This is a genomic window from Halotolerantifilum yawarlongkerapense, assembly GCF_054506745.1.
On sequence record NZ_CP199719.1, the window covers coordinates 132,778 to 151,699 of the forward strand.

Below are 18,922 nucleotides of genomic sequence, written 5' to 3' on the forward strand. Positions count from 1 at the left end.
CCGAAATGGCCTTAGAAAGTATTAGGCACGCGATCGAGACAACCGGACTCATTGAATACAAAGGCCTGGTGGCGAAAGTGGTGGGTCTCACCATCGAGTCCATCGGGCCTTCGGTCGAGTTGGGACAACTCTGCGAGATCCACCCCATTACGCGGGGGGAGCCCGTGAAGGCCGAGGTCGTTGGCTTTCGCGACGATCGCGTGATCCTCATGCCCCTCGGGGAAATGGATGGCATCGGACCTGGTAGCGCGGTCATCAGCTACGGTGAGCGCCTGACGGTGAACGTTGGTTTCTCCCTCTTGGGACGGATACTCGACGGGATGGGTCGCCCGATCGATGGGGGCCCGGAGCCCGCCACCACCGATGCCTACAGCGCCTACCGTTCGCCGCCCAATCCACTGACGCGCAAGACAATCCGTAGCGTCCTATCCATGGGCGTACGCGCCATCGATGGCCTGCTGACCTGTGGGAAGGGCCAGCGCGTGGGGATCTTTGCAGGTAGTGGCGTGGGAAAATCCACGCTCATGGGCATGATCGCCAAGCAGGCCACTGCCGATGTCAACGTGATCGCCTTGATCGGTGAGCGGGGACGAGAAGTACGCGAGTTCATTGAGAACGAGCTCGGGGAGGAGGGCTTGAGACGTTCTGTCGTGATTGTGGCGACCAGCGATCAACCTGCCCTCGTGCGCGTGAAGGGTGCCCTGATCGCCACGGCGATCGCCGAGTACTTTCGCGATCAAGGGAAAAATGTGATTTTTATGATGGACTCTGTCACGCGTTTTAGCATGGCGCAGCGGGAGATCGGTTTGGCCGTGGGAGAACCGCCGGTGACGCGGGGGTATACCCCCAGTGTCTTCGCCACCCTTCCGAAGCTCCTCGAGCGGGCCGGGACCTCTGATATCGGTTCGATCACCGGCCTTTACACGGTGCTCGTGGATGGGGATGATTTCAACGAACCCATTTCCGATGCCGTCCGGGGGATTCTGGATGGGCATATCATGCTCTCCAGACAGCTGGCCAGTCGTGGCCACTACCCGGCGATCGATGTGCTCGAAAGCGTATCGCGGGTGATGCCCAAGCTCGTTACAGACCGACACCTGAAAGCGTCGAACCGGATGCAAGAGCTTCTTTCGGTTTACCGCGAGGCGGAGGACCTGATCAATATCGGGGCCTATGCCCCGGGTTCTAACCCCAGGATCGACGCAGCGATCGATCGTATCGAAGAAATCCGATTCTTCCTCCAGCAAGGAATGGAAGAAGGCTCCGATTACGAGGGAACGGTTGAAGCGCTGCTTTCCGTTCTAGGGGAGTAGGTAGGGACAGGTGAAGAAATTTCGTTTCCGATTTGAAAAGATCCTGACGATCCGACGTGAGACAGAGGACCGGCTGAAGATGGAGTTGGCAGAGGCCGAGAACCGTCGCCAGCGCTTACATCAACAGAAAAAGACCTTGATCGAGGAAGAACGGTCATTTTACGAATCGATCGCAAGGGAAGAAGACCGTTTCAACACCTGGTACCGCCAGCAGATGGATCGCGCCAGGACCTATTACGGTCAGGAAAAAGAACGTCTCGAAGGCGAACTACAACGTGTCACGGCACATGTGATTGCCAAGAGACAAGAGGTGACAGAGGCAATGCAGGAGAGAAAGACCATGGAAAAACTACGTGAGAAAGATGAGGCGCGCTATCTGGAGGCACTCGAGGCATCAGAGCGCAAGGTGATCGAGGAGATTGTCAACTACCGGAGCTTCAAGAGGGAGGGTGAGTAAATGGCCGCGGGAAATGAACAGAACAAGAAAAGTCGCGTCCTGTTGTCCGTCGTCGTGGTCCTGGCGATCTTCATCCTCGTTCCTGGAGTGATCTTGGGCTCACTCTACCTGCTGAGCGAAGATTTCCAAATGACGGCCAACCAAATGCTCTCGGGTGCCCCGGGATCCGTCGGAGAGTATTTTGCCTCGAAACCGACTCAGGAGGAGCTGGGGGAGCAGATCAAGGAAATTTCCCTGTATATGCTCGACATCGAAAGGCAGAGGGCCGTGGATAAGCTCACGCTACTTCGCTCAGAAGATGAACAGACCTACGAGCGAGTTGTGCGCTCCATGCTCAGGATCAACCCGAACAGTACGCGGGTGATCCTCGAGGAGATCCGGCAGCAGAGTCTGGCGGACAATGTGATCATGAGTACCCTCGGTCAGATCGATCAGGAGCGCAAGGAAGATCTGCAAAAACAGGCCGATTACCTGAAGAGCCTCTCGCTACAGACGGCCGTCGGGGAAATGCAAAAGATGATCGATAGTTCGATCAACGGGCATATGTACCTGGCCAACACCCTGGATTATCTAGAGGTGTCGACCGTCGCCAGACTCATCGAACAACTCAGAGAAGAGGATCGCGACCAGGTGCTACGCTACTTCAGCGATGCGAAGTACGACCAGATCCTGACGGCCATGGCCAATCGGCAGAACCGCCTGCGGGAGCTTCAGAACCAGGCGGATATCTACGGCTCTCAACCATCGGCTGCGCTGGTGGAAATCCTTGGCAGCACTGGGACCTACGACTTGTCGGATTTGGCCGTGATCTATTCGGAACTGGGCCCCCTCAAGGCGGGAGAAATCCTGAGCACCCTAGAGGATGACCCCTTCGTCTTCTCGTTGCTGAATACCATCAAGGAAAATGAGCTGATGGAGGGTAGAGAAGAAACCCTCACCGAAGATATTCGAAAAGCGCTTAAGATCTACGATGAATATGACGATAATGTTAGGGAATTAGCCGATATCTATCGTAGTATGAACAACGCGGCGGTGGCGAACAACCTCAGGCGTATGATCCGCAACTCCGCTGCACCGAGCGTTTATTCGCTCGAGAGTGGGGACACGATTACCATTACCGATGAGATGATCGCCCTGGATATCCTGCGGCAGTTTGACACGAGAACAATCGGTTCAATTCTTTCGACGTATGATGATACCCTGGCATCGGAAATCACGCGGATGCTAGCGGTACCCAGTGAGGATTGATGGATGAGGAGGTGAATGATTTGAATGCTAGGAGTATGATGATGGGTGGAGCCCAGCACATCGGCTCCTCAGTGACGCCTGACCCCAAACCCTACCGGTTGCGACCTCAAGAGAATGTCGCGCCCTTCGAGTCGGTGATGCATCGAAAGACGCAAAGCGACAGTAATCCGATGCAAGCAAGAGAATTTGAAAAGCGCGAGCCTGTCGCACAACCGGTAAAAAAACAAGAGGCCAGGGTAGAGGAACGTATCGACAAGCTACCGGTGAAGCCCGATAAGGTCTTAAAAAAAATCCTGAAGTCTCTCGGTCTGTCGGAAGCGGCGATCGAAAAGATCGCGTCGCTGAGAGCGTCTGGTGAGCTGGATTTGGAAGGACTCGAGGGACTAGAAGCGATCGTCATGATGATCAGCGCGATGCCCGGTTTCGAAACACCCGAAGCTTCGGAGCTTGCCGCTTTCAAAGGGGAACTCGAGGGTCTGATCACACAACTGACTGACCAGCTGAGCCAAATGGCCGAGCAGACAGAGAACGGAGCCCTGTCAGAAAGAGAAATCGAGACGTTATTAGCCGAGTTTGCGGAAGCCAAGAATGGCGCTGACGAGATCGATCTTGAAAAGACATTCCACCAAGTGAAAAAGGCCTTCGAAACACAGGAAAAGCCGATACAACCCGAAATGGCAACAGAAACCCTGCAGAAGCCGGAGAAGAAACCTGAGTCGGTTGATTCCGAGATGGCCTCGGATAAGTCTCTGGGCACCGAAGGCCCACAAGAGCAGGGTACGACCCAGGCAACTGCAGAACAAAAAAAGGACCACGACCGAGAGCAACCTTCGCAAAAAGAGACGAAGATCACAGTGGTAGACCGGCGCACGGAAGAGACCCCGGTAAACGCCCAGGTGTTACGCGAGGGAGAGGGTAAGACGCCCCCCGTAAAAACAGCAGAGACGCCTTTCGAGCAGCTCGTCAAACAGCATAAGGTCTTTGAACAGGTGAAAAACGGCGTAATGGATCAAGTGGTCAAGGGAACAGTACAGCTCGACGATGGCTCCAGTGAGATGACCCTACGCTTGAAACCAGCCCAACTTGGAGAGGTGCACTTGAAACTATCCATCGAAAAGGGTGTGGTGCTCGCGGAGATGCGCGTAGCCAGTGAGGTGGTCAAACAGGCCATCGAATCACAGTTGGCGGATCTGAAACAATCGCTATCCGACAAGGGTTTTGGTGTGGCCGGCCTCAATGTATCGGTGAACAAGGACCAGACGGATGGACGCGGTGGACAGCCCCACCGACAGCAGACGCGCAGACCGCTCGTATTGCGACCTGAAAAAGATTCGATTCCCTATGATGCCTTTGACTACGTTGAGTCGGGGATCAATGCCATCGACTACCTCGGATAAGGAGGTGTAAAGCCTATGGAACTAACGGGGGTAATAACCCAGGACCAGTATGAATACCTGAACGACCTCATGAAGCGGGAGTCTGAGATCAAGAAAAGGGAGTCCCAAGAACTCGACCAAGATGCCTTCATGAAAATCCTCACGACGCAGCTCCAGTACCAGGATCCGCTCAGCCCGCTGGATAACAAGGACTTCATTGCACAGATGACCCAGTTTGCCAGCTTGGAGAAATTGACGGGTATGTCGGAGGCCATGCGCGCTTCTGCCGATCAGACGGCGCAGACCAACGAGAAGCTCTCTTCGCTTGAGGGGATGCTAGAAGCCCTTCAGGCCAATACAGAAGCGATCACGTCACTACAGGCCGACCAGACGGAGATGAAGGAAACGAATGTGCAGATCTTGAACGAACTGATCAAGATGAACCAGGCGCTCGGCGCTTACGATTGATCCGAGGTGATCGACCGATGAAACAACCACCGATCTCGAATGACTATATCCTGAACCGGGTGCGCGGCCGTGCCGTCGAAAAACCCCAGGAGACTCGTCCGCAGAGAACGAATCAACCGAGCTTCGATCAGATCTTAGACCGCGTCCAGAAAAAGGATGGCGCCATCAAGATCTCTAAGCACGCTGCCCAAAGGCTGGCGGAGCGAAAGATCGATCTGACGGAGTCCGATTTAAAGGCCCTTTCGGGTGCCATGGATCAGGCGCGGGACAAAGGGGTTAGGGATGCACTGATCATCAAGGGCAATGCCGCCTTTATCGCCAGCGTTCAGAACAGGACGATCGTCACGGCAGTGACAGAAGAACAGATGCAAGCAAATGTATTCACCAATATCGATGGAGCTGTCATCCTCTGATAAGACCGGACCTAACGGAAGTCTTTTCGATCCCCGACCGATTGACGGGATCAACCACGGATGAGAGCCTCCGACCAAGGAGGTAATGGACTATGATGCGATCGATGTTCTCCGGTGTATCCGGACTCAGAGCGCACCAGCTGCGCATGGATGTCATCGGAAACAACATTGCCAACGTCAACACCGTTGGCTTCAAGGCCTCGAGCGTACAGTTCGCCGAGATCTATTCGCAAACACTACAGGGGGCAGGCGCTCCCACGGCAGACCGCGGGGGTACCAATCCACAGCAGGTGGGCCTGGGCGTGAACACCAACAGCGTGAGCGTCAACCACCAGAAGGGTTCCACCCAGCGAACCGACAACACCACGGACCTGATGATCGACGGGAACGGTTTCTTTATCGTTTCGGCCGACTCCGCGGGTCAGAACCGCTTCTACACACGGGCCGGTAACTTCTCCCTCGACCGCGACGGCTTTCTCGTCACAGCCAGCGGAATGAAGGTGCTCGACAAGAACTTCAAACCCGTCCAGATCAACCAGTCCGACACGGTCAAGGCCACGGCCACCCAGAGCGTTGTGCTCAACGGCAACCTGGGCTACAACACCGAGAGCTACACCACCACGGCCGACGTCTATGATTCGCTGGGCCGGGTACAAACCCTCACAGTGGAATTTCCCAACGAAGCCATTCCCAACGGAACCGAGGGTTCTATCCGTGAGATGCGCATCTATGATGAGGACGGTAATATGATCTTCGGTAATAATCCAGATGGAGACAACAACGATGGAGACTTCCAAGATCGTGTTTTCGTAGAGTTTGACGAGAATGGTGAATTTTTAGGAGTTAACAGATACCCTGGAGATATCACCGATGATCCGACAGCTGATGTTGAAACTTATATGGGTGCATTTGATGCAATTGAGGATCCAGATCATATCCTGACGCTTGAACCGGCAGGAGCAGCTCCACTGAACCTCTTCGTCGACGAGCGGATGTTCTACCAGAACGCCGACGTCGAGGGAGACGTGCGCGTCTTCACCCAGTTCGACCAGACCACGGATGTCAAGGGCACGATCGTCGAGGGCAACAGCGCCGGGACCATCGAGTCCTTCACCATCGCCCAGAATGGAGAGGTCATCGGGATCTTCACCAACGGTGAACGCGATGTGATCGGGACCATCGGGATCGCTGATTTCGACAACCCACCCGGACTCATGAAGACGGGGAACAACCTGTTCTCCGAAACACCCAACTCCGGCGTGCCCAAATACGGTCAACCGGCATCGGGGAGCTTCGGTTCTCTCACACCTGGAGCCCTGGAGATGTCCAATGTGGATCTGGCCGCTGAGTTCACGAACATGATCACCACGCAGCGTGGTTTCCAGGCGAATTCCAGGATCATCACCACATCGGATGAGATTCTGCAGGAACTGGTGAACCTCAAGCGATAATCCCCGGGTAGACAGGGGAGAGATGCATAGAGAAAGGAAGCGATGAGCGGATGATCCAGTTGACGAAACTAGACGACCGCCGGCTCGTCCTGAATGATGATCTGATCGAATTCATCGAGTCGACACCTGACACCGTGATCACACTCACAACCGGTCGTAAGATTATTGTGAAAGAACAGGTTGAAGACATCATAGACGATATCGTAAACTATAGGAGAAGACTTTACGCCAGATGAAATGAGGTGTCGTTTTGGATATTGCAACGATAGGCGGTATCATCGCCGGGCTCGCACTGGTCCTTTGGGGGATCACGGGCAACTCCGACATTGGGTCTTTCATAGACCCGCCGTCGATTACCATAGTCGTGGGGGGTACGCTGGCCGCGTACTTCGTCTCCCATCCCTTGAAGCGCGCGCTGGCCATCGGCAAGACCTTTGGGATTGCTGCCAAGAACAGTCAGTTTCAAATCAAGGAGATTATCACCAAGGTAATCGAACTGGCCAATATCGCCCGTCGCGAGGGTCTGCTCGCGCTAGAGGAGGCCACCAGTGATATCAAGGATGACTTCTTGCAAAAAGGCGTCATGCTGATCGTCGATGGAACGGATCCGGAGCTCGTCAAGAGCATCCTGGAGACAGAACTGGTGAACCTAGAGGATCGGCACAGCGCCGGCAAAGGGCTTTTCGATAATCTGGGCACCCTGGCACCGGCCTTCGGGATGGTGGGTACGCTCATCGGACTGGTGGCCATGCTGCAGAATCTGTCGGACCCGGCTTCCATCGGTCCGTCCATGGCTGTGGCCCTGCTCACGACCTTCTACGGTTCCCTCTTGGCGAATTTGGTGTTCATCCCCATCTCCAACAAGCTATCGATCAAATCGAAGGATGAGATCCTTATCCGCGAGATCATGGTGGAGGGACTTTTGTCCATCCAGGCGGGGGAGAACCCGAGGATCATCGAGGAAAAGCTAAAATCCTTCTTGCCACCGGATGTACGCAAGTCCCTTGGTGGAGAAGAAGCGGGCGAGGCCAATGAGTAGACGCAAGAAAGCCCCGGATCAGCCCGAAGGTGCACCCGCTTGGATGACCACCTACGGGGACCTGGTTACCTTGCTCATGTGTTTCTTTGTCCTGCTCTTTGCCTTCAGTGAGATCGACGCACAGAAATTCGATGCGATCATGGAATCCTTCCAGGGATCGGCAGGCATATTATCCGGCGGGAAGACGCTCAACCAAGACCAACTGGTCTTCGACGCCATGCCAGAGCAGAGCATCACGAAGACGGTAGAAGAGATCGAGACCTTACAGGTGCTCGAGGAAATCATCAATGAGTACATCGAAGCAGAAGATCTGCAATTTGAAGTACAGGTGGAGCTGGAAGATCGCGGCCTGGTGATCCGCTTCCCGGACAACGTTCTCTTTGATTCGGGAAGAGCCGTGATCAAGGAGGAGACCATCGGTACACTGGCCTTTCTAGGTGAAGTGCTCAAAGATCCACAGTTTGTGAGTATGGACATCCGCGTGGAAGGCCACACGGACAACATACCCATCAACACAGCACAATTTCCGTCGAACTGGGAACTCTCCGCCACCCGAGCGACCAATGTGCTCAAGTTCTTTATCAGTACAAGCAGTATAGATCCCTACAGGTTGTCGGCTTCAGGATACGGCGAGTACCATCCGATCGCATCCAACGACTCCATTGCGGGTCGCCAGAACAACCGCCGCGTGGACGTGGTGGTCATGAGAAAATTCAACACAACTGAAACGGAAGAAGCATCAGAATAGAGGTGACCCGATTATGAAGAAAATTGCATTGATCGCAGGAGCCGCGGTGCTCCTTCTGGTGATCATCGGTATACTCTTGTTCTTCTTCGTCTTCAGGGACAGTGGTCCCGAGCCCGTGACTTATTACGAGTACAATCTCGGCGAGATGTATTCGAATATCGCGGATGAGGGCAAAATCCTGAAGATGGAGCCGGCAATCGAGTATACCTCGGAGGCAACACTCACCGAACTGCAGGCCAACCAAACGCGTATCGTCAATAATATCTACGAAATCATTCGTAATGCCAAGTATGAGAACCTACAGCGACCCAACGGACAGGAGAGGCTCAGGGAAGACATCCGAGAGATGATCATCGAAACGATTGAATCGGATGCAGAGATCATCTCGAACGTTTACTTCCTACAGTTCATCATACAGGGATAGAGCCAATACCCCGACCTGAAGGAGGTGAGGGATTGTGAGCGATGTATTAAGTCAAAATGAAATAGATGATCTACTAGCGGCGCTGAGCACCGGTGAGGTGGACGTCACCGAGATCGAGGAGGACAAACGGGAAAAGCGCGTGCGCAAGTACGACTTCTCGCGACCCGATAAGTTCGCGAAAGACCAGTTGCGAACGCTTGAGATTATCCACGAAAACTTCTCGAGGCTTCTCAACAACTTCCTCTCAGGATACCTGCGGATCGCCACAGAGGTCAATGTGATCTCCACCCAGAGCCTGATTTACTCTGAATTCAACAATTCGATCTCTAACCCTGCGATTCTTGGAATCGTGGAGTTTGCCCCCCTCGATGGGGAGCTGCTCATCGATTTTTCCAACGATATCGCCTTTGCGATGATCGAGCGGATCTTGGGTGGAAGCGGTCGCAATGCCAAACCCAAGGAGAATCGCTCGCTGACGGAAATCGAGATGACACTGCTCAACAATATCCTCATGAAGTTCATCAATCTCCTGAAGGAGCCCTGGGGTAACATCATCGAGATCCGACCGAAACTCTTGAACATTGAGACGAACTCGCAATTCGCACAGATCACCAGTCCTACGGAGTCCGTTGCGCTCATTACCTTCAATCTTAAGATCGGACGCGTGGAGGGCATGATCAACATCTGCATCCCGCACTACGTGATCGAACCGATTCTGCCGGAACTGAGCTCGAAGCTCTGGTTTTCCAAGACTGGAAAGAAGGCTTTGAGTGACGACGAGAAGACAGCCCTTAAAAAGGGTCTGGGAAAAAGCAATATCGAGATGCGGACGGTCATCGGCCGATCCAGAATCAACATCAACGATTTTCTCAATCTTCAGCGCGGCGATGTGATCGTGCTCGACAAACCCATCGAAGAGGACTTCGAAGTCTACATAGGCGATCACATCAAGTTTCGCGGACAACCCGGCATACGGAACAAACGCGTGGCACTCAGAATCACCGACGTAATGGAGAAAGGAGATGAAAACGATGGCTGATATGCTCTCCCAAGAAGAAATTGATGCGTTGCTCAACGGAACAGATATGGACGAAGGCTCAGGTATAGAGATCGAACGGTTTACAGCTGACGAAATCGACGCCATCGGAGAGATCGGCAACATCAACATGGGCACGGCAGCGACAACGCTGTTTACGCTCCTGGGTCAAAAGGTGACGATCACAACACCAAAGGTGTCGGTGACGACCCTTCGCGACATCTCCGAGAATTTCATCGACCCCTGCGTACTCATACACATTAATTACAAACTCGGTATCCAGGGGACCAATCTCCTCGTCCTGAACGAAAAGGACGTGAAGATCATCACCGATCTCATGATGGGTGGCGAAGGGACCAACGTGGCCGATGAACTGACGGATCTTCACCTGTCGGCAATCAACGAAGCCATGAACCAGATGATCGGCTCCTCTTCAACCTCCATGAGTGAGATGCTCGGGACAAAAATCGACATCACGCCGCCGGAGGCCTATTACGATAAGATCAAACAGCTCGACTTCAGCGTTTTCGATCTCGATCTCGATGAAGACGTCGTGCGCGTGGCCTTCAATATCAAGGTGGGCGATCTGATCGATTCTGAGATCATGCAGATTATTCCGATCGATGTGGCCAAGCAACTGATCAGTAAACTGATGACCACCTCCGATAGCAATGAACTTGATGAAATCCTCGAGCAGGAGTCGGCCGCGATCGCTCAACCCCAACCACAAGCCGAAAGGCAACCGCAGCCTCAAGCGCAGACACCTCAGGCGCCTCCTCGCACCCCGCAGGTGCAACAGACGCCACCGCAACCCCAGCAGAGGGCACAACCTATGCAGCAGCAGATGCCTGCCCAGGAGCCGGTGAATGCAAAAAAACTTGAATTTGAATCTTTTGATGAAAATCCGAGTCAAGTATATTATAATAACGATATAGGTATCATTCGCGATGTGCCGCTGGAGATCACGGTAGAGCTCGGGCGCACGTCGAAACGCATTGAAGATATTCTTGATTTTGGTGTGGGAACCGTGGTGGAACTCGACAAGCTGGTCGGTGAAGCCCTTGATATTCTGGCCAACGGAAAGCGGATCGCCAAGGGCGAGGTCGTTGTCGTTGACGAGAATTACGGAATCAGGATCACCGATATCGTCGTACCGGAAAAAATCATCGATTCAATATAGTCTAAGGAGGCTCTTAATAAGATGGCAAATGGAATTCTAATTGTAGACGACGCCGCTTTTATGCGCATGATGATCAAGGATGTACTCACCAAGAACGGGTACATCGTGTTGGGTGAAGCCGAGAACGGTGCAAAGGCGATCGAAAAGTTCAAAGAGCTCACGCCTGATCTGGTGATCATGGATATCACGATGCCAGAGGTCGATGGAATCGAAGCGGTAAAAGAAATCAAAAAAATTGATGCGGCTGCCAAGATCGTCATGTGCTCTGCCATGGGGCAACAGGCGATGGTTATCGAATCCATTCAAGCCGGCGCCAAGGATTTCATTGTGAAACCCTTCCAGGCTGACCGCGTGATCGAGGCTGTCAAAAAAGTCTTAGGTTAAGGAGAAGTTTCATGTTTGAAATCTTTTCCTTTTTCCTTATGGTGGAAAACAATAGCCCGTTGGCGGACGCCTGGTTCGTGATTCGGTATCTGGCGATCCTAGGCGTTTTTTTCTATGTCGTCTACCGCACGACGCGTTACATAGGAAGAACCCAGCAGCGGCAGCTGCTCAAGCGTCATGTCAAGGTGGTCGAACGCGTCCACCTCGGTGGTGATAAGTCGATCATCGTCGTGGATCTGGAGGGGAAAAGCTACGTGCTCGGTCTTCATAAAAATGGTATAGAAGTCATCGACCAAAGGGATGACCTCACTTTTGAAGCGCCTGTGGCATCTGATCGTGACCACGACGCTTTTTCCAAGTTATTGAGAAAAATAATGAATCGAGAGGAGGGGAACGACCATGAAGCGTAAAACGCTGCTCATGATCCTGCTCTTCGTGCTGATCTCTAGTACGGCCGCCCACGCGGCCGCTCCGCTCACCATCCCTTCTCTGGATTTCAATCTCTCTCCCGCGGAGGGACCAGAGGAAGTGGCGAATAGCGTTCAACTGTTGATCCTTCTGACCATCCTGGCGCTCGCGCCTTCGATTCTGATCATGATGACGGCTTTCACACGCTTTATCATCGTCTTCAGCTTCATTCGCCGCGCACTTTCCCTTCAAGGCACACCGCCCAATCAAGTGTTGATTGGACTCGCCTTGTTTTTGACGTTTTTTGTCATGGCACCGACCTTTGGCGCTATTATGGATGACGCCTATACGCCCTTCATGGAAGGGCAGATCGATCAGGAGACTTTTCTCGAGGAGGCCTCCGTTCCTCTCAAGGATTTCATGCTCCGGCAAGTAAGGACCAAGGACCTCATGCTCTTTGCAGATCTTGCGGGGGTGGAGAATCTGAGTGATCCGGACAATCTGTCCCTGACGGTTGTCATCCCCTCCTTCATTCTGAGCGAGCTGAAACTAGGCTTCGAGATTGGATTTCTTTTGTTCATTCCCTTTGTGGTGATCGACATGATCGTGGCCTCGACACTGATGGCCCTCGGCATGATGATGCTACCGCCGGTGATGATCTCGCTGCCCTTCAAGGTCCTGCTCTTCATCATGGTGGACGGTTGGCACTTGGTCGTTGAAAAACTAATCTTGACAGTGAGGTGATGGGGTAATGGATGAAGCCATGATTTTAGACGTCTTCACACAGGCCATCCGTACGATCTTGATGCTCTCCGCGCCCATGTTGCTGGTGGGGCTCTTCGTGGGACTCGTGGTCGCCGTTTTTCAGGCGACCACACAGATCCAGGAGCAGACGCTCGCTTTTGTTCCGAAGATTCTAGCCATCTTCCTAACGCTTCTCTTGACCACGAGTTGGATCTTTTCTGAACTGATCGATTTCACGATGCGCCTGTTCAACATGATCGACCTACTGGTTGTGTGATGCGATGCTAGAGGCTATTCCCTATTACAGCTTCGTTTTTGCACGGGTTCTGGGCATGTTTGTGATCACACCGATTTTCAACATCGGTAATGCGCCGAATCGATTTCGCGTGGCACTGATCGCCATGCTCGCGCTCTTCCTCTTACCGCTGACCAACCTGGGGTTCAACCTATTGGAAGTGGGGACCTTTTACGAGCTGATCTACTACATAGGCATGGAATTCATCAACGGACTCGCCTTCGGTCTTGTGATCAGCCTGCTTTTTAATTTTCTCTATATTGCCGGGGTGATGGTGGACTTTAACATTGGGTTCGCAATCGTCAATGTCATCAGCCCCGAAGACGACGCACAGATTCCTGTGACGGCCAACTTCTTTTACATCTTCGCCGTGATGGTCTTCTTGTCGCTTGACCTTCATCACCAGGTGATTTTGGCGCTGGCCCGTTCTTTCCAAGTGGTGCCGCTGGGCACTTCCCTCTTGAAGACCGCGCTCATCGATCTCTACCTCGATAGCATGGCACAATCCTTTGTTATCGGTTTCCAAATCGCCGCCCCTTTTATCGTGACGATCCTCGTGACCAACCTCCTGCTGGGGCTCTTATCGAAGGCAATGCCGGGGCTCAACGTTTTTATCGTGGGTTTGCCCCTGAAGATCTTCGTGGGCTTCTACCTCTTTCTCCTCTTCATGCCCTACTACTACGACGCCTTTACCCATGTTTTCGTCAGGATTTTCGAATCCTTGGCAAGATTACTCAGCCTGGGGATGTGATGATGATGCGAACGCCGGCGATGAACCTGCAGCTCTTCGCCGCGGGGGAAAAAACGGAAAAAGCGACAGCCAAGAAAAAACGAGATGCGCGCAAGAAGGGACAGGTCGTTCAATCCCGCGATCTGACCACTGCCGTGATCTTTCTGGCGGTCATGGTCACGATCAACATGACCACCGACTACTATACGACCCGCGTGATCGCCTTCTATCGTCTGGTCAGTGATCTGATGACCGAAACGGAAGGGCTCTTTTCCTTCGGAAACATCATTCCGCTCTTTCAGCAGGCCATCGAAGAGCTGATCGTGTTGATTCTCCCCGTACTGATGGTGGCCCTGGCCACCGGCCTGCTCCTGAGCTTCCTACAGGTGGGGGCACTCTTCACTACGGAGACACTGAAGTTCAAGCTTGACAAAATCAACCCCATCAGTGGTTTCAAAAAGCTCTTTAGCCTGAGAAGCCTGGTGGAGCTGGTCAAGTCGCTTCTCAAGGGCGGTATCCTTGTGGCCGTGGTCCTCAATTACCTCTTCGGTCGGCAGGGGGAGATCCTATCGGTTCTCGATTTGTCCGTCGCGCAGATCGCGGCCCTCATGTGGGAGCTCCTCTTCGGGGTGGGCGTGCGTGCCGCGGCCGTGCTCCTTGCCCTGGCGGTCCTCGATTACGCCTACAAAGTCTGGCAGAATGAGAAGGACCTCCGTATGTCCAAGAAAGAGATCAAGGATGAATACAAGGAGTCCGAGGGAGATCCGCTGCTGAAATCTAAAATCAAGGAAAAACAAAGACAGTTTGCCATGAGCCGGATGATGCAGGAGGTCCCAGAGGCCGACGTGATCATCACCAATCCGACGCACTTTGCCGTGGCCGTCCGCTATGATCTAGCAAGAGCCCAGGCTCCGGTGGTCGTGGCCAAGGGACAGGACCTCGTGGCCATGAACATCAAAAAGATCGGCGGCGAGAACGACGTGCCGATCGTCGAGAACAAACCACTGGCCAGGAGCCTATACGATTTGTGTGATCTGGGCGATCTGGTGCCGCCGGACCTTTACGAAGCCGTTGCCGAGGTGCTGGCCTACGTTTACCGACTCAAGAATTGACAGGGTGATATGACATGATCCAACGTTACGCAGACATATTCGTGGCCCTCCTGGTCATCGCCATCGTGCTCTTGATCATCATCCCCGTACCGCTGGGTTTCCTCGACTTCTTTCTGTCGTTGAACATCTCCCTGGCGATGACGGTGATGCTGATCGCCATGTTTATCACCGAACCCCTGCAATTCTCGATTTTCCCCTCGCTACTACTCATCACGACGCTTTTTCGCTTGGCCCTCAATATCTCGACCACACGTTATATCTTGAGTCAAGGTCAGGCGGGCGCCGTGATCGATGCCTTTGGCTCCTTTGTAATCGGTGGAGATGCCATTGTCGGCTTCATCATTTTCGTCATCATCGTGATCATCCAGTTTCTCGTAATCACCAAGGGTGCCGAACGGGTGTCGGAAGTTGCCGCCCGCTTTACCCTCGACGCAATGCCCGGCAAGCAGATGGCCATCGATGCCGACTTGAACTCGGGACTGATCACAGAACCCGAAGCGAAGGACCGACGCCTCAAGATCCAGCGTGAGGCGGATTTTTACGGCGCCATGGATGGTGCCTCCAAATTCGTCAAGGGAGATGCCATCGCGGGGATCATTATCACGTTGATCAACATCATGGCAGGTTTTACCATCGGTATGCTCACACTGAACTTGACCTTGACGGAATCACTGAGCCGGTACACCCTCCTGACGGTGGGCGATGGCCTGGTGAGCCAGATCCCGGCCCTCATGATCTCCACTGGGACAGGTATTGTGGTCACGCGCGCCGCCTCGGATTCAAACCTGGGTAGCGATGTCATACGCCAGCTCTTCAGCCAACCCCAGGTGCTCTTCATCGTTGGGGTCATTTTGGCGGCACTGGGAATTTTCACCCCGCTGCCCTTTTTTCCGCTCGTCCTGCTTTCGGTCATCTTCATCTATCTCGGCTTTCTCTTCAACCGTGAGGTCAAAAGGGCTGTCGAGGAAGAGGAGGAGGGGGAGACGCCGGAGGACACCTCCGAGGAGGGCAAGATGCGCAAGCCCGAGAACATCATACCGCTCCTTGGTGTGGATCCCATCGAACTGGAGTTCGGCTATGGTGTCATCCCGCTGGCCGATCCCAATCAAGGGGGGGACCTTTTCGACCGCCTGATCATGATCCGACGTCAGATCGCCCTCGAGCTCGGCATGGTCGTGCCCATGATCCGGCTCAGGGACAACATCCAGCTCGAATCTAACGAGTACATGATCAAGATCAAGGGGAACGAGGTGGCCCGCGGCCAGATTGTCTTCGATCATCTCATGGCCATGGATCCGGGAACGGCGGAGGGACAAATCGAGGGGATCGACACCATCGAGCCCGCTTTCGGTCTACCCGCGAAGTGGATCAAGGCCGACGACCGGGAGCGCGCAGAGGTGCTCGGCTATACCGTGGTAGACCCCTCCAGTGTGATCTCCACCCACCTCACCGAAGTGATCAAGCGCCACGCCCACGAGCTCCTCTCTCGCCAGGACACCAAGACCCTGGTGGACAATGTCCGGGAAGACCAGGCGGCGCTCGTGGACGAGCTCATTCCCAATCTGCTCAGTTTGGGTGAGATCCAGAAGGTTCTCGCCAATCTCTTGAGGGAGGGCGTGTCGATCAGGGATTTGGGTTCGATTCTCGAGACCCTGGCCGATCACGCCCACGGGATGAAGGATGTGAACATTCTGACGGAATACACCCGGCAGGGGCTACGGAGGATGCTTTCAAACGAGTACTTCCCGCAAAAACGGGCGAATGTGGTGACCCTCGATCAAACCCTTGAAAACGAGCTGATGGACGCCATCGAGCAATCGGACTCGGGGACCTATCTCAACATCAACCCGCGGACATCACAGCACGTGATCGATCGTCTGGCCGAGTCCCTGCAGCATCTGGTGCAAATGGGTGAACAACCGGTCGTGGTCACCGCCCCGATCGTACGCTTTTATTTCAAACGCTTGACAGAGCCGGTGATTCCGGATCTGATCGTACTCAGCTACAATGAACTCGAACAAGACGTAGAACTCCACAGTGTAGGGACGGTGAGCATCTAAGATGAAAGTCAAACGGTATATTGGTAATGATATCAATGAGGCGATGATCAAGATCAAGAACGAGCTCGGAGTCGATGCGGTCATTCTGAACACCCGTAAGATCAAACGTCCCGGCTTGCTCGGCAGCTTCAAACCGAAGCTCGTGGAGGTTGTGGCCGCGGTGGACGAGAAGGAACCTGTCCACATACCCATCCAGCCGAAGGCCAAGGCCGACGAGCCGGACCCGAGGGCGGGCGAAATTGCCGAGCTCAGGGAGATGATCAATCAGATTGTGGCAAAAATCGAAAGCAAGGAGAACGTTGCGCCGGCCCAGGGCCCGACGGACGGCAAACTAGCCCCGAATGTGATGCCCAATGACGCTGAGCGTACCTACCTGAAGATCATGACCGACGGTGGGGTGAGGGAGAACATCGCCCTGAAGGTACTGGACATCATCAAGCGTCAGATTAATCTTGAAAAGTCTAGTCCCGAGAACGTGGCCGGTGCCATCCGGGTCATCCTGAGAGAATACCTTGGTAAACCCGCCGTGATCGATGAGATCAAAGAGGGCAGAAGAACATGTCTGTTCGTCGGACCGACGGGCGTGGGAAAAACGACCACGCTGGCCAAACTGGCAGCCAGGCTATCGCTGATCGACAACAAGAAGGTCGGTCTGATCACTGCCGATACATACCGCATTGCGGCCGTGGAACAGCTCAAGACCTACTCGGAAATCCTGGGGATCCCCCTGACAGTGGTCTACGAACCGGATGAACTGAAGGAGGCCATCAAGTCTTATGCTGATCGCGACTTCATCTTGGTGGATACAGCTGGCCGCAGCCACAAGTCCAAGGAACTGAGGGAAGATATCGAGGGCATCCTGCGCTATATGGAGAACCCCGAGATCTACCTGGTGCTCAGCCTCACGACGGGCTACAAAGACCTCATCAGCATTCTCGAGAGCTATCGTTTCCTCGATGAGTACCGCTTGATCTTCACCAAGCTCGACGAGGCGTCTTCACTGGCCAACATCGTGAACATCAAAGTGCTCACGGGACGTCCGCTCTCTTATTTCACGACGGGTCAGAGCGTACCCGATGACATCGAAGTGGCTTCACCGGATAAGGTGATCGCCGATATCGTGGGGGAAGCAAGATGATCGATCAGGCCCAACGTTTAAGAGAAATTGTAGCCAAGAGCATGCCCAAGAAAGATCCGGGCGAAGAGAAGAAAAAAGAAAAGCCCAAGGGGGATACGCGGATCATCACGGTCTCCAGTGGCAAGGGTGGGGTGGGCAAGACCAGCTTCACCGTAAATCTCGGACTGGCCCTCGGCCGACTGGGCAAACGCGTCGTCATCATCGACGCTGATCTCGGTCTGGCCAATGTCGATGTGGTCCTCGGGATGGTCCCGCGCTTTAACCTCAACCATATCATCACCGGGGAGAAGTCTATCGAGGAGATCCTGATCGAGGGGCCCGAAGGCGTCAAGGTTCTCTCGGGTGGATCCGGTGTCCTCGATCTGGTCAATCTCGACGATGAGCAGATCGGACTGCTGATCGAGAGTTTTGAATTCTTGAACGGCATCTCCGACTACATCCTGATCGATACGGGAGCCGGGATCCACAAATCCGTTTTGTCCTTTATAGAGGCGGCCACAGATGTTATCATGGTAGTAACGGCTGATCCCACTTCGATCACGGATGCCTATGCCGTGATCAAGAACATTGCCGATGAAGAGAAATTGATTCAGGTCGTCGTGAACAAAGCGAGCAATCAAAAGGAAGCAGAAGATGTCTTCATGAAAATCAACAATGCAAGCCGTCAGTTTCTCAAGCGAGATCTTGAAAACCTTGGCTATGTCTATGAAGACAAAAACGTCCGGACGTCGGTTAAAAACCAAACACCCTACATGATGGCCTATCCTAACTCCCTGGCCTCCAAAGGCGTGGAGCTCATTGCACAGAACATCGATCGCAAGGATCATGTTCCTTTACACGTGAGCGGTTTTTCTCGCTTCATGAACCGGTTGTTCAGCCAATTTTAGAAATGGGGTGA

22 protein-coding genes are annotated in these 18,922 nt (G+C 53.6%); all 22 read left to right on the plus strand.

All coding sequences use genetic code 11. From position 1 onward, the window contains the following. The first annotated feature begins 5 nt into the window (after positions 1 to 5). Entirely contained in the window at positions 6 to 1,313 is a 1,308-nt protein-coding gene (gene fliI, locus ACULM0_RS00665; RefSeq protein ID WP_463678529.1) for a flagellar protein export ATPase FliI, read from the plus strand. A gap of 10 nt (positions 1,314 to 1,323) precedes the next feature. Beyond that, the gene (locus ACULM0_RS00670) at positions 1,324 to 1,770 is read left to right on the plus strand and encodes a flagellar export protein FliJ (protein ID WP_463678530.1); all 447 of its coding nucleotides are present in this window, start codon (positions 1,324 to 1,326) and stop codon (positions 1,768 to 1,770) included. Then, on the plus strand, positions 1,771 to 3,018 hold the full coding sequence (locus ACULM0_RS00675; RefSeq protein WP_463678531.1) for a hypothetical protein: 1,248 nt from the start codon (positions 1,771 to 1,773) through the stop codon (positions 3,016 to 3,018). 20 nt (positions 3,019 to 3,038) lie between these two features. Continuing rightward, a complete protein-coding gene (locus ACULM0_RS00680) occupies positions 3,039 to 4,415 on the plus strand; it encodes a flagellar hook-length control protein FliK (protein WP_463678532.1) in 1,377 nt (458 codons plus the stop codon). A 15-nt stretch (positions 4,416 to 4,430) separates the two neighbouring features. Further along, entirely contained in the window at positions 4,431 to 4,862 is a 432-nt protein-coding gene (locus ACULM0_RS00685) for a flagellar hook assembly protein FlgD (RefSeq protein WP_463678533.1), read from the plus strand. A 17-nt stretch (positions 4,863 to 4,879) separates the two neighbouring features. Then, complete coding sequence (locus ACULM0_RS00690; RefSeq protein ID WP_463678534.1) at positions 4,880 to 5,275, plus strand: TIGR02530 family flagellar biosynthesis protein; 396 nt, start codon at positions 4,880 to 4,882, stop codon at positions 5,273 to 5,275. Between the two features lie 92 nt (positions 5,276 to 5,367). Continuing rightward, a complete protein-coding gene (locus ACULM0_RS00695) occupies positions 5,368 to 6,726 on the plus strand; it encodes a flagellar hook protein FlgE (RefSeq protein ID WP_463678535.1) in 1,359 nt (452 codons plus the stop codon). Between the two features lie 50 nt (positions 6,727 to 6,776). Further along, the gene (locus ACULM0_RS00700) at positions 6,777 to 6,962 is read left to right on the plus strand and encodes a flagellar FlbD family protein (protein ID WP_463678536.1); all 186 of its coding nucleotides are present in this window, start codon (positions 6,777 to 6,779) and stop codon (positions 6,960 to 6,962) included. A 14-nt stretch (positions 6,963 to 6,976) separates the two neighbouring features. Then, positions 6,977 to 7,765 (plus strand): motility protein A, encoded by a 789-nt coding sequence (locus ACULM0_RS00705; RefSeq protein WP_463678537.1) that lies wholly within the window; start codon positions 6,977 to 6,979, stop codon positions 7,763 to 7,765. Beyond that, positions 7,758 to 8,513: an OmpA/MotB family protein gene (locus ACULM0_RS00710; protein ID WP_463678538.1), complete on the plus strand. Its 756-nt coding sequence runs from the start codon at positions 7,758 to 7,760 to the stop codon at positions 8,511 to 8,513. The genes ACULM0_RS00705 and ACULM0_RS00710 overlap by 8 nt, the downstream gene beginning before the upstream one ends. A 13-nt stretch (positions 8,514 to 8,526) precedes the next feature. Next, complete coding sequence (locus ACULM0_RS00715) at positions 8,527 to 8,937, plus strand: flagellar basal body-associated FliL family protein (RefSeq protein WP_463678539.1); 411 nt, start codon at positions 8,527 to 8,529, stop codon at positions 8,935 to 8,937. A 34-nt stretch (positions 8,938 to 8,971) separates the two neighbouring features. After that, positions 8,972 to 9,976, plus strand: coding sequence for a flagellar motor switch protein FliM (gene fliM, locus ACULM0_RS00720; RefSeq protein WP_463678540.1), 1,005 nt, complete (start codon positions 8,972 to 8,974; stop codon positions 9,974 to 9,976). Then, positions 9,969 to 11,153 carry a flagellar motor switch phosphatase FliY gene (gene fliY / locus ACULM0_RS00725; protein ID WP_463678541.1) on the plus strand — a complete coding sequence of 395 codons (1,185 nt, stop codon included), beginning with the start codon at positions 9,969 to 9,971 and terminating at the stop codon, positions 11,151 to 11,153. Before fliM ends, fliY begins: the two co-directional genes overlap by 8 nt. 21 nt (positions 11,154 to 11,174) lie before the next feature. Continuing rightward, positions 11,175 to 11,537 carry a response regulator gene (locus tag ACULM0_RS00730; RefSeq protein WP_463678542.1) on the plus strand — a complete coding sequence of 121 codons (363 nt, stop codon included), beginning with the start codon at positions 11,175 to 11,177 and terminating at the stop codon, positions 11,535 to 11,537. Positions 11,538 to 11,548: 11 nt separating this feature from the next. Beyond that, a complete protein-coding gene (locus tag ACULM0_RS00735; protein ID WP_463678543.1) occupies positions 11,549 to 11,947 on the plus strand; it encodes a flagellar biosynthetic protein FliO in 399 nt (132 codons plus the stop codon). Then, positions 11,937 to 12,689 (plus strand): flagellar type III secretion system pore protein FliP, encoded by a 753-nt coding sequence (gene fliP, locus ACULM0_RS00740; RefSeq protein WP_463678544.1) that lies wholly within the window; start codon positions 11,937 to 11,939, stop codon positions 12,687 to 12,689. Before ACULM0_RS00735 ends, fliP begins: the two co-directional genes overlap by 11 nt. Positions 12,690 to 12,696: 7 nt before the next feature. Beyond that, positions 12,697 to 12,966 (plus strand): flagellar biosynthesis protein FliQ, encoded by a 270-nt coding sequence (fliQ, locus tag ACULM0_RS00745; protein ID WP_463678545.1) that lies wholly within the window; start codon positions 12,697 to 12,699, stop codon positions 12,964 to 12,966. A 4-nt stretch (positions 12,967 to 12,970) separates the two neighbouring features. Further along, positions 12,971 to 13,735, plus strand: a complete 765-nt coding sequence (gene fliR / locus ACULM0_RS00750) for a flagellar biosynthetic protein FliR (RefSeq protein ID WP_463678546.1) — start codon at positions 12,971 to 12,973, stop codon at positions 13,733 to 13,735. After that, positions 13,735 to 14,826, plus strand: coding sequence for a flagellar biosynthesis protein FlhB (gene flhB, locus ACULM0_RS00755; RefSeq protein ID WP_463678547.1), 1,092 nt, complete (start codon positions 13,735 to 13,737; stop codon positions 14,824 to 14,826). Before fliR ends, flhB begins: the two co-directional genes overlap by 1 nt. Positions 14,827 to 14,840: 14 nt before the next feature. Continuing rightward, positions 14,841 to 16,886, plus strand: a complete 2,046-nt coding sequence (gene flhA, locus ACULM0_RS00760; protein ID WP_463678548.1) for a flagellar biosynthesis protein FlhA — start codon at positions 14,841 to 14,843, stop codon at positions 16,884 to 16,886. A gap of 1 nt (position 16,887) precedes the next feature. Further along, the gene (gene flhF, locus ACULM0_RS00765) at positions 16,888 to 18,024 is read left to right on the plus strand and encodes a flagellar biosynthesis protein FlhF (protein WP_463678549.1); all 1,137 of its coding nucleotides are present in this window, start codon (positions 16,888 to 16,890) and stop codon (positions 18,022 to 18,024) included. Beyond that, positions 18,021 to 18,911 carry a MinD/ParA family protein gene (locus tag ACULM0_RS00770; protein ID WP_463678550.1) on the plus strand — a complete coding sequence of 297 codons (891 nt, stop codon included), beginning with the start codon at positions 18,021 to 18,023 and terminating at the stop codon, positions 18,909 to 18,911. The genes flhF and ACULM0_RS00770 overlap by 4 nt, the downstream gene beginning before the upstream one ends. The last annotated feature ends 11 nt before the right edge of the window (positions 18,912 to 18,922 follow it).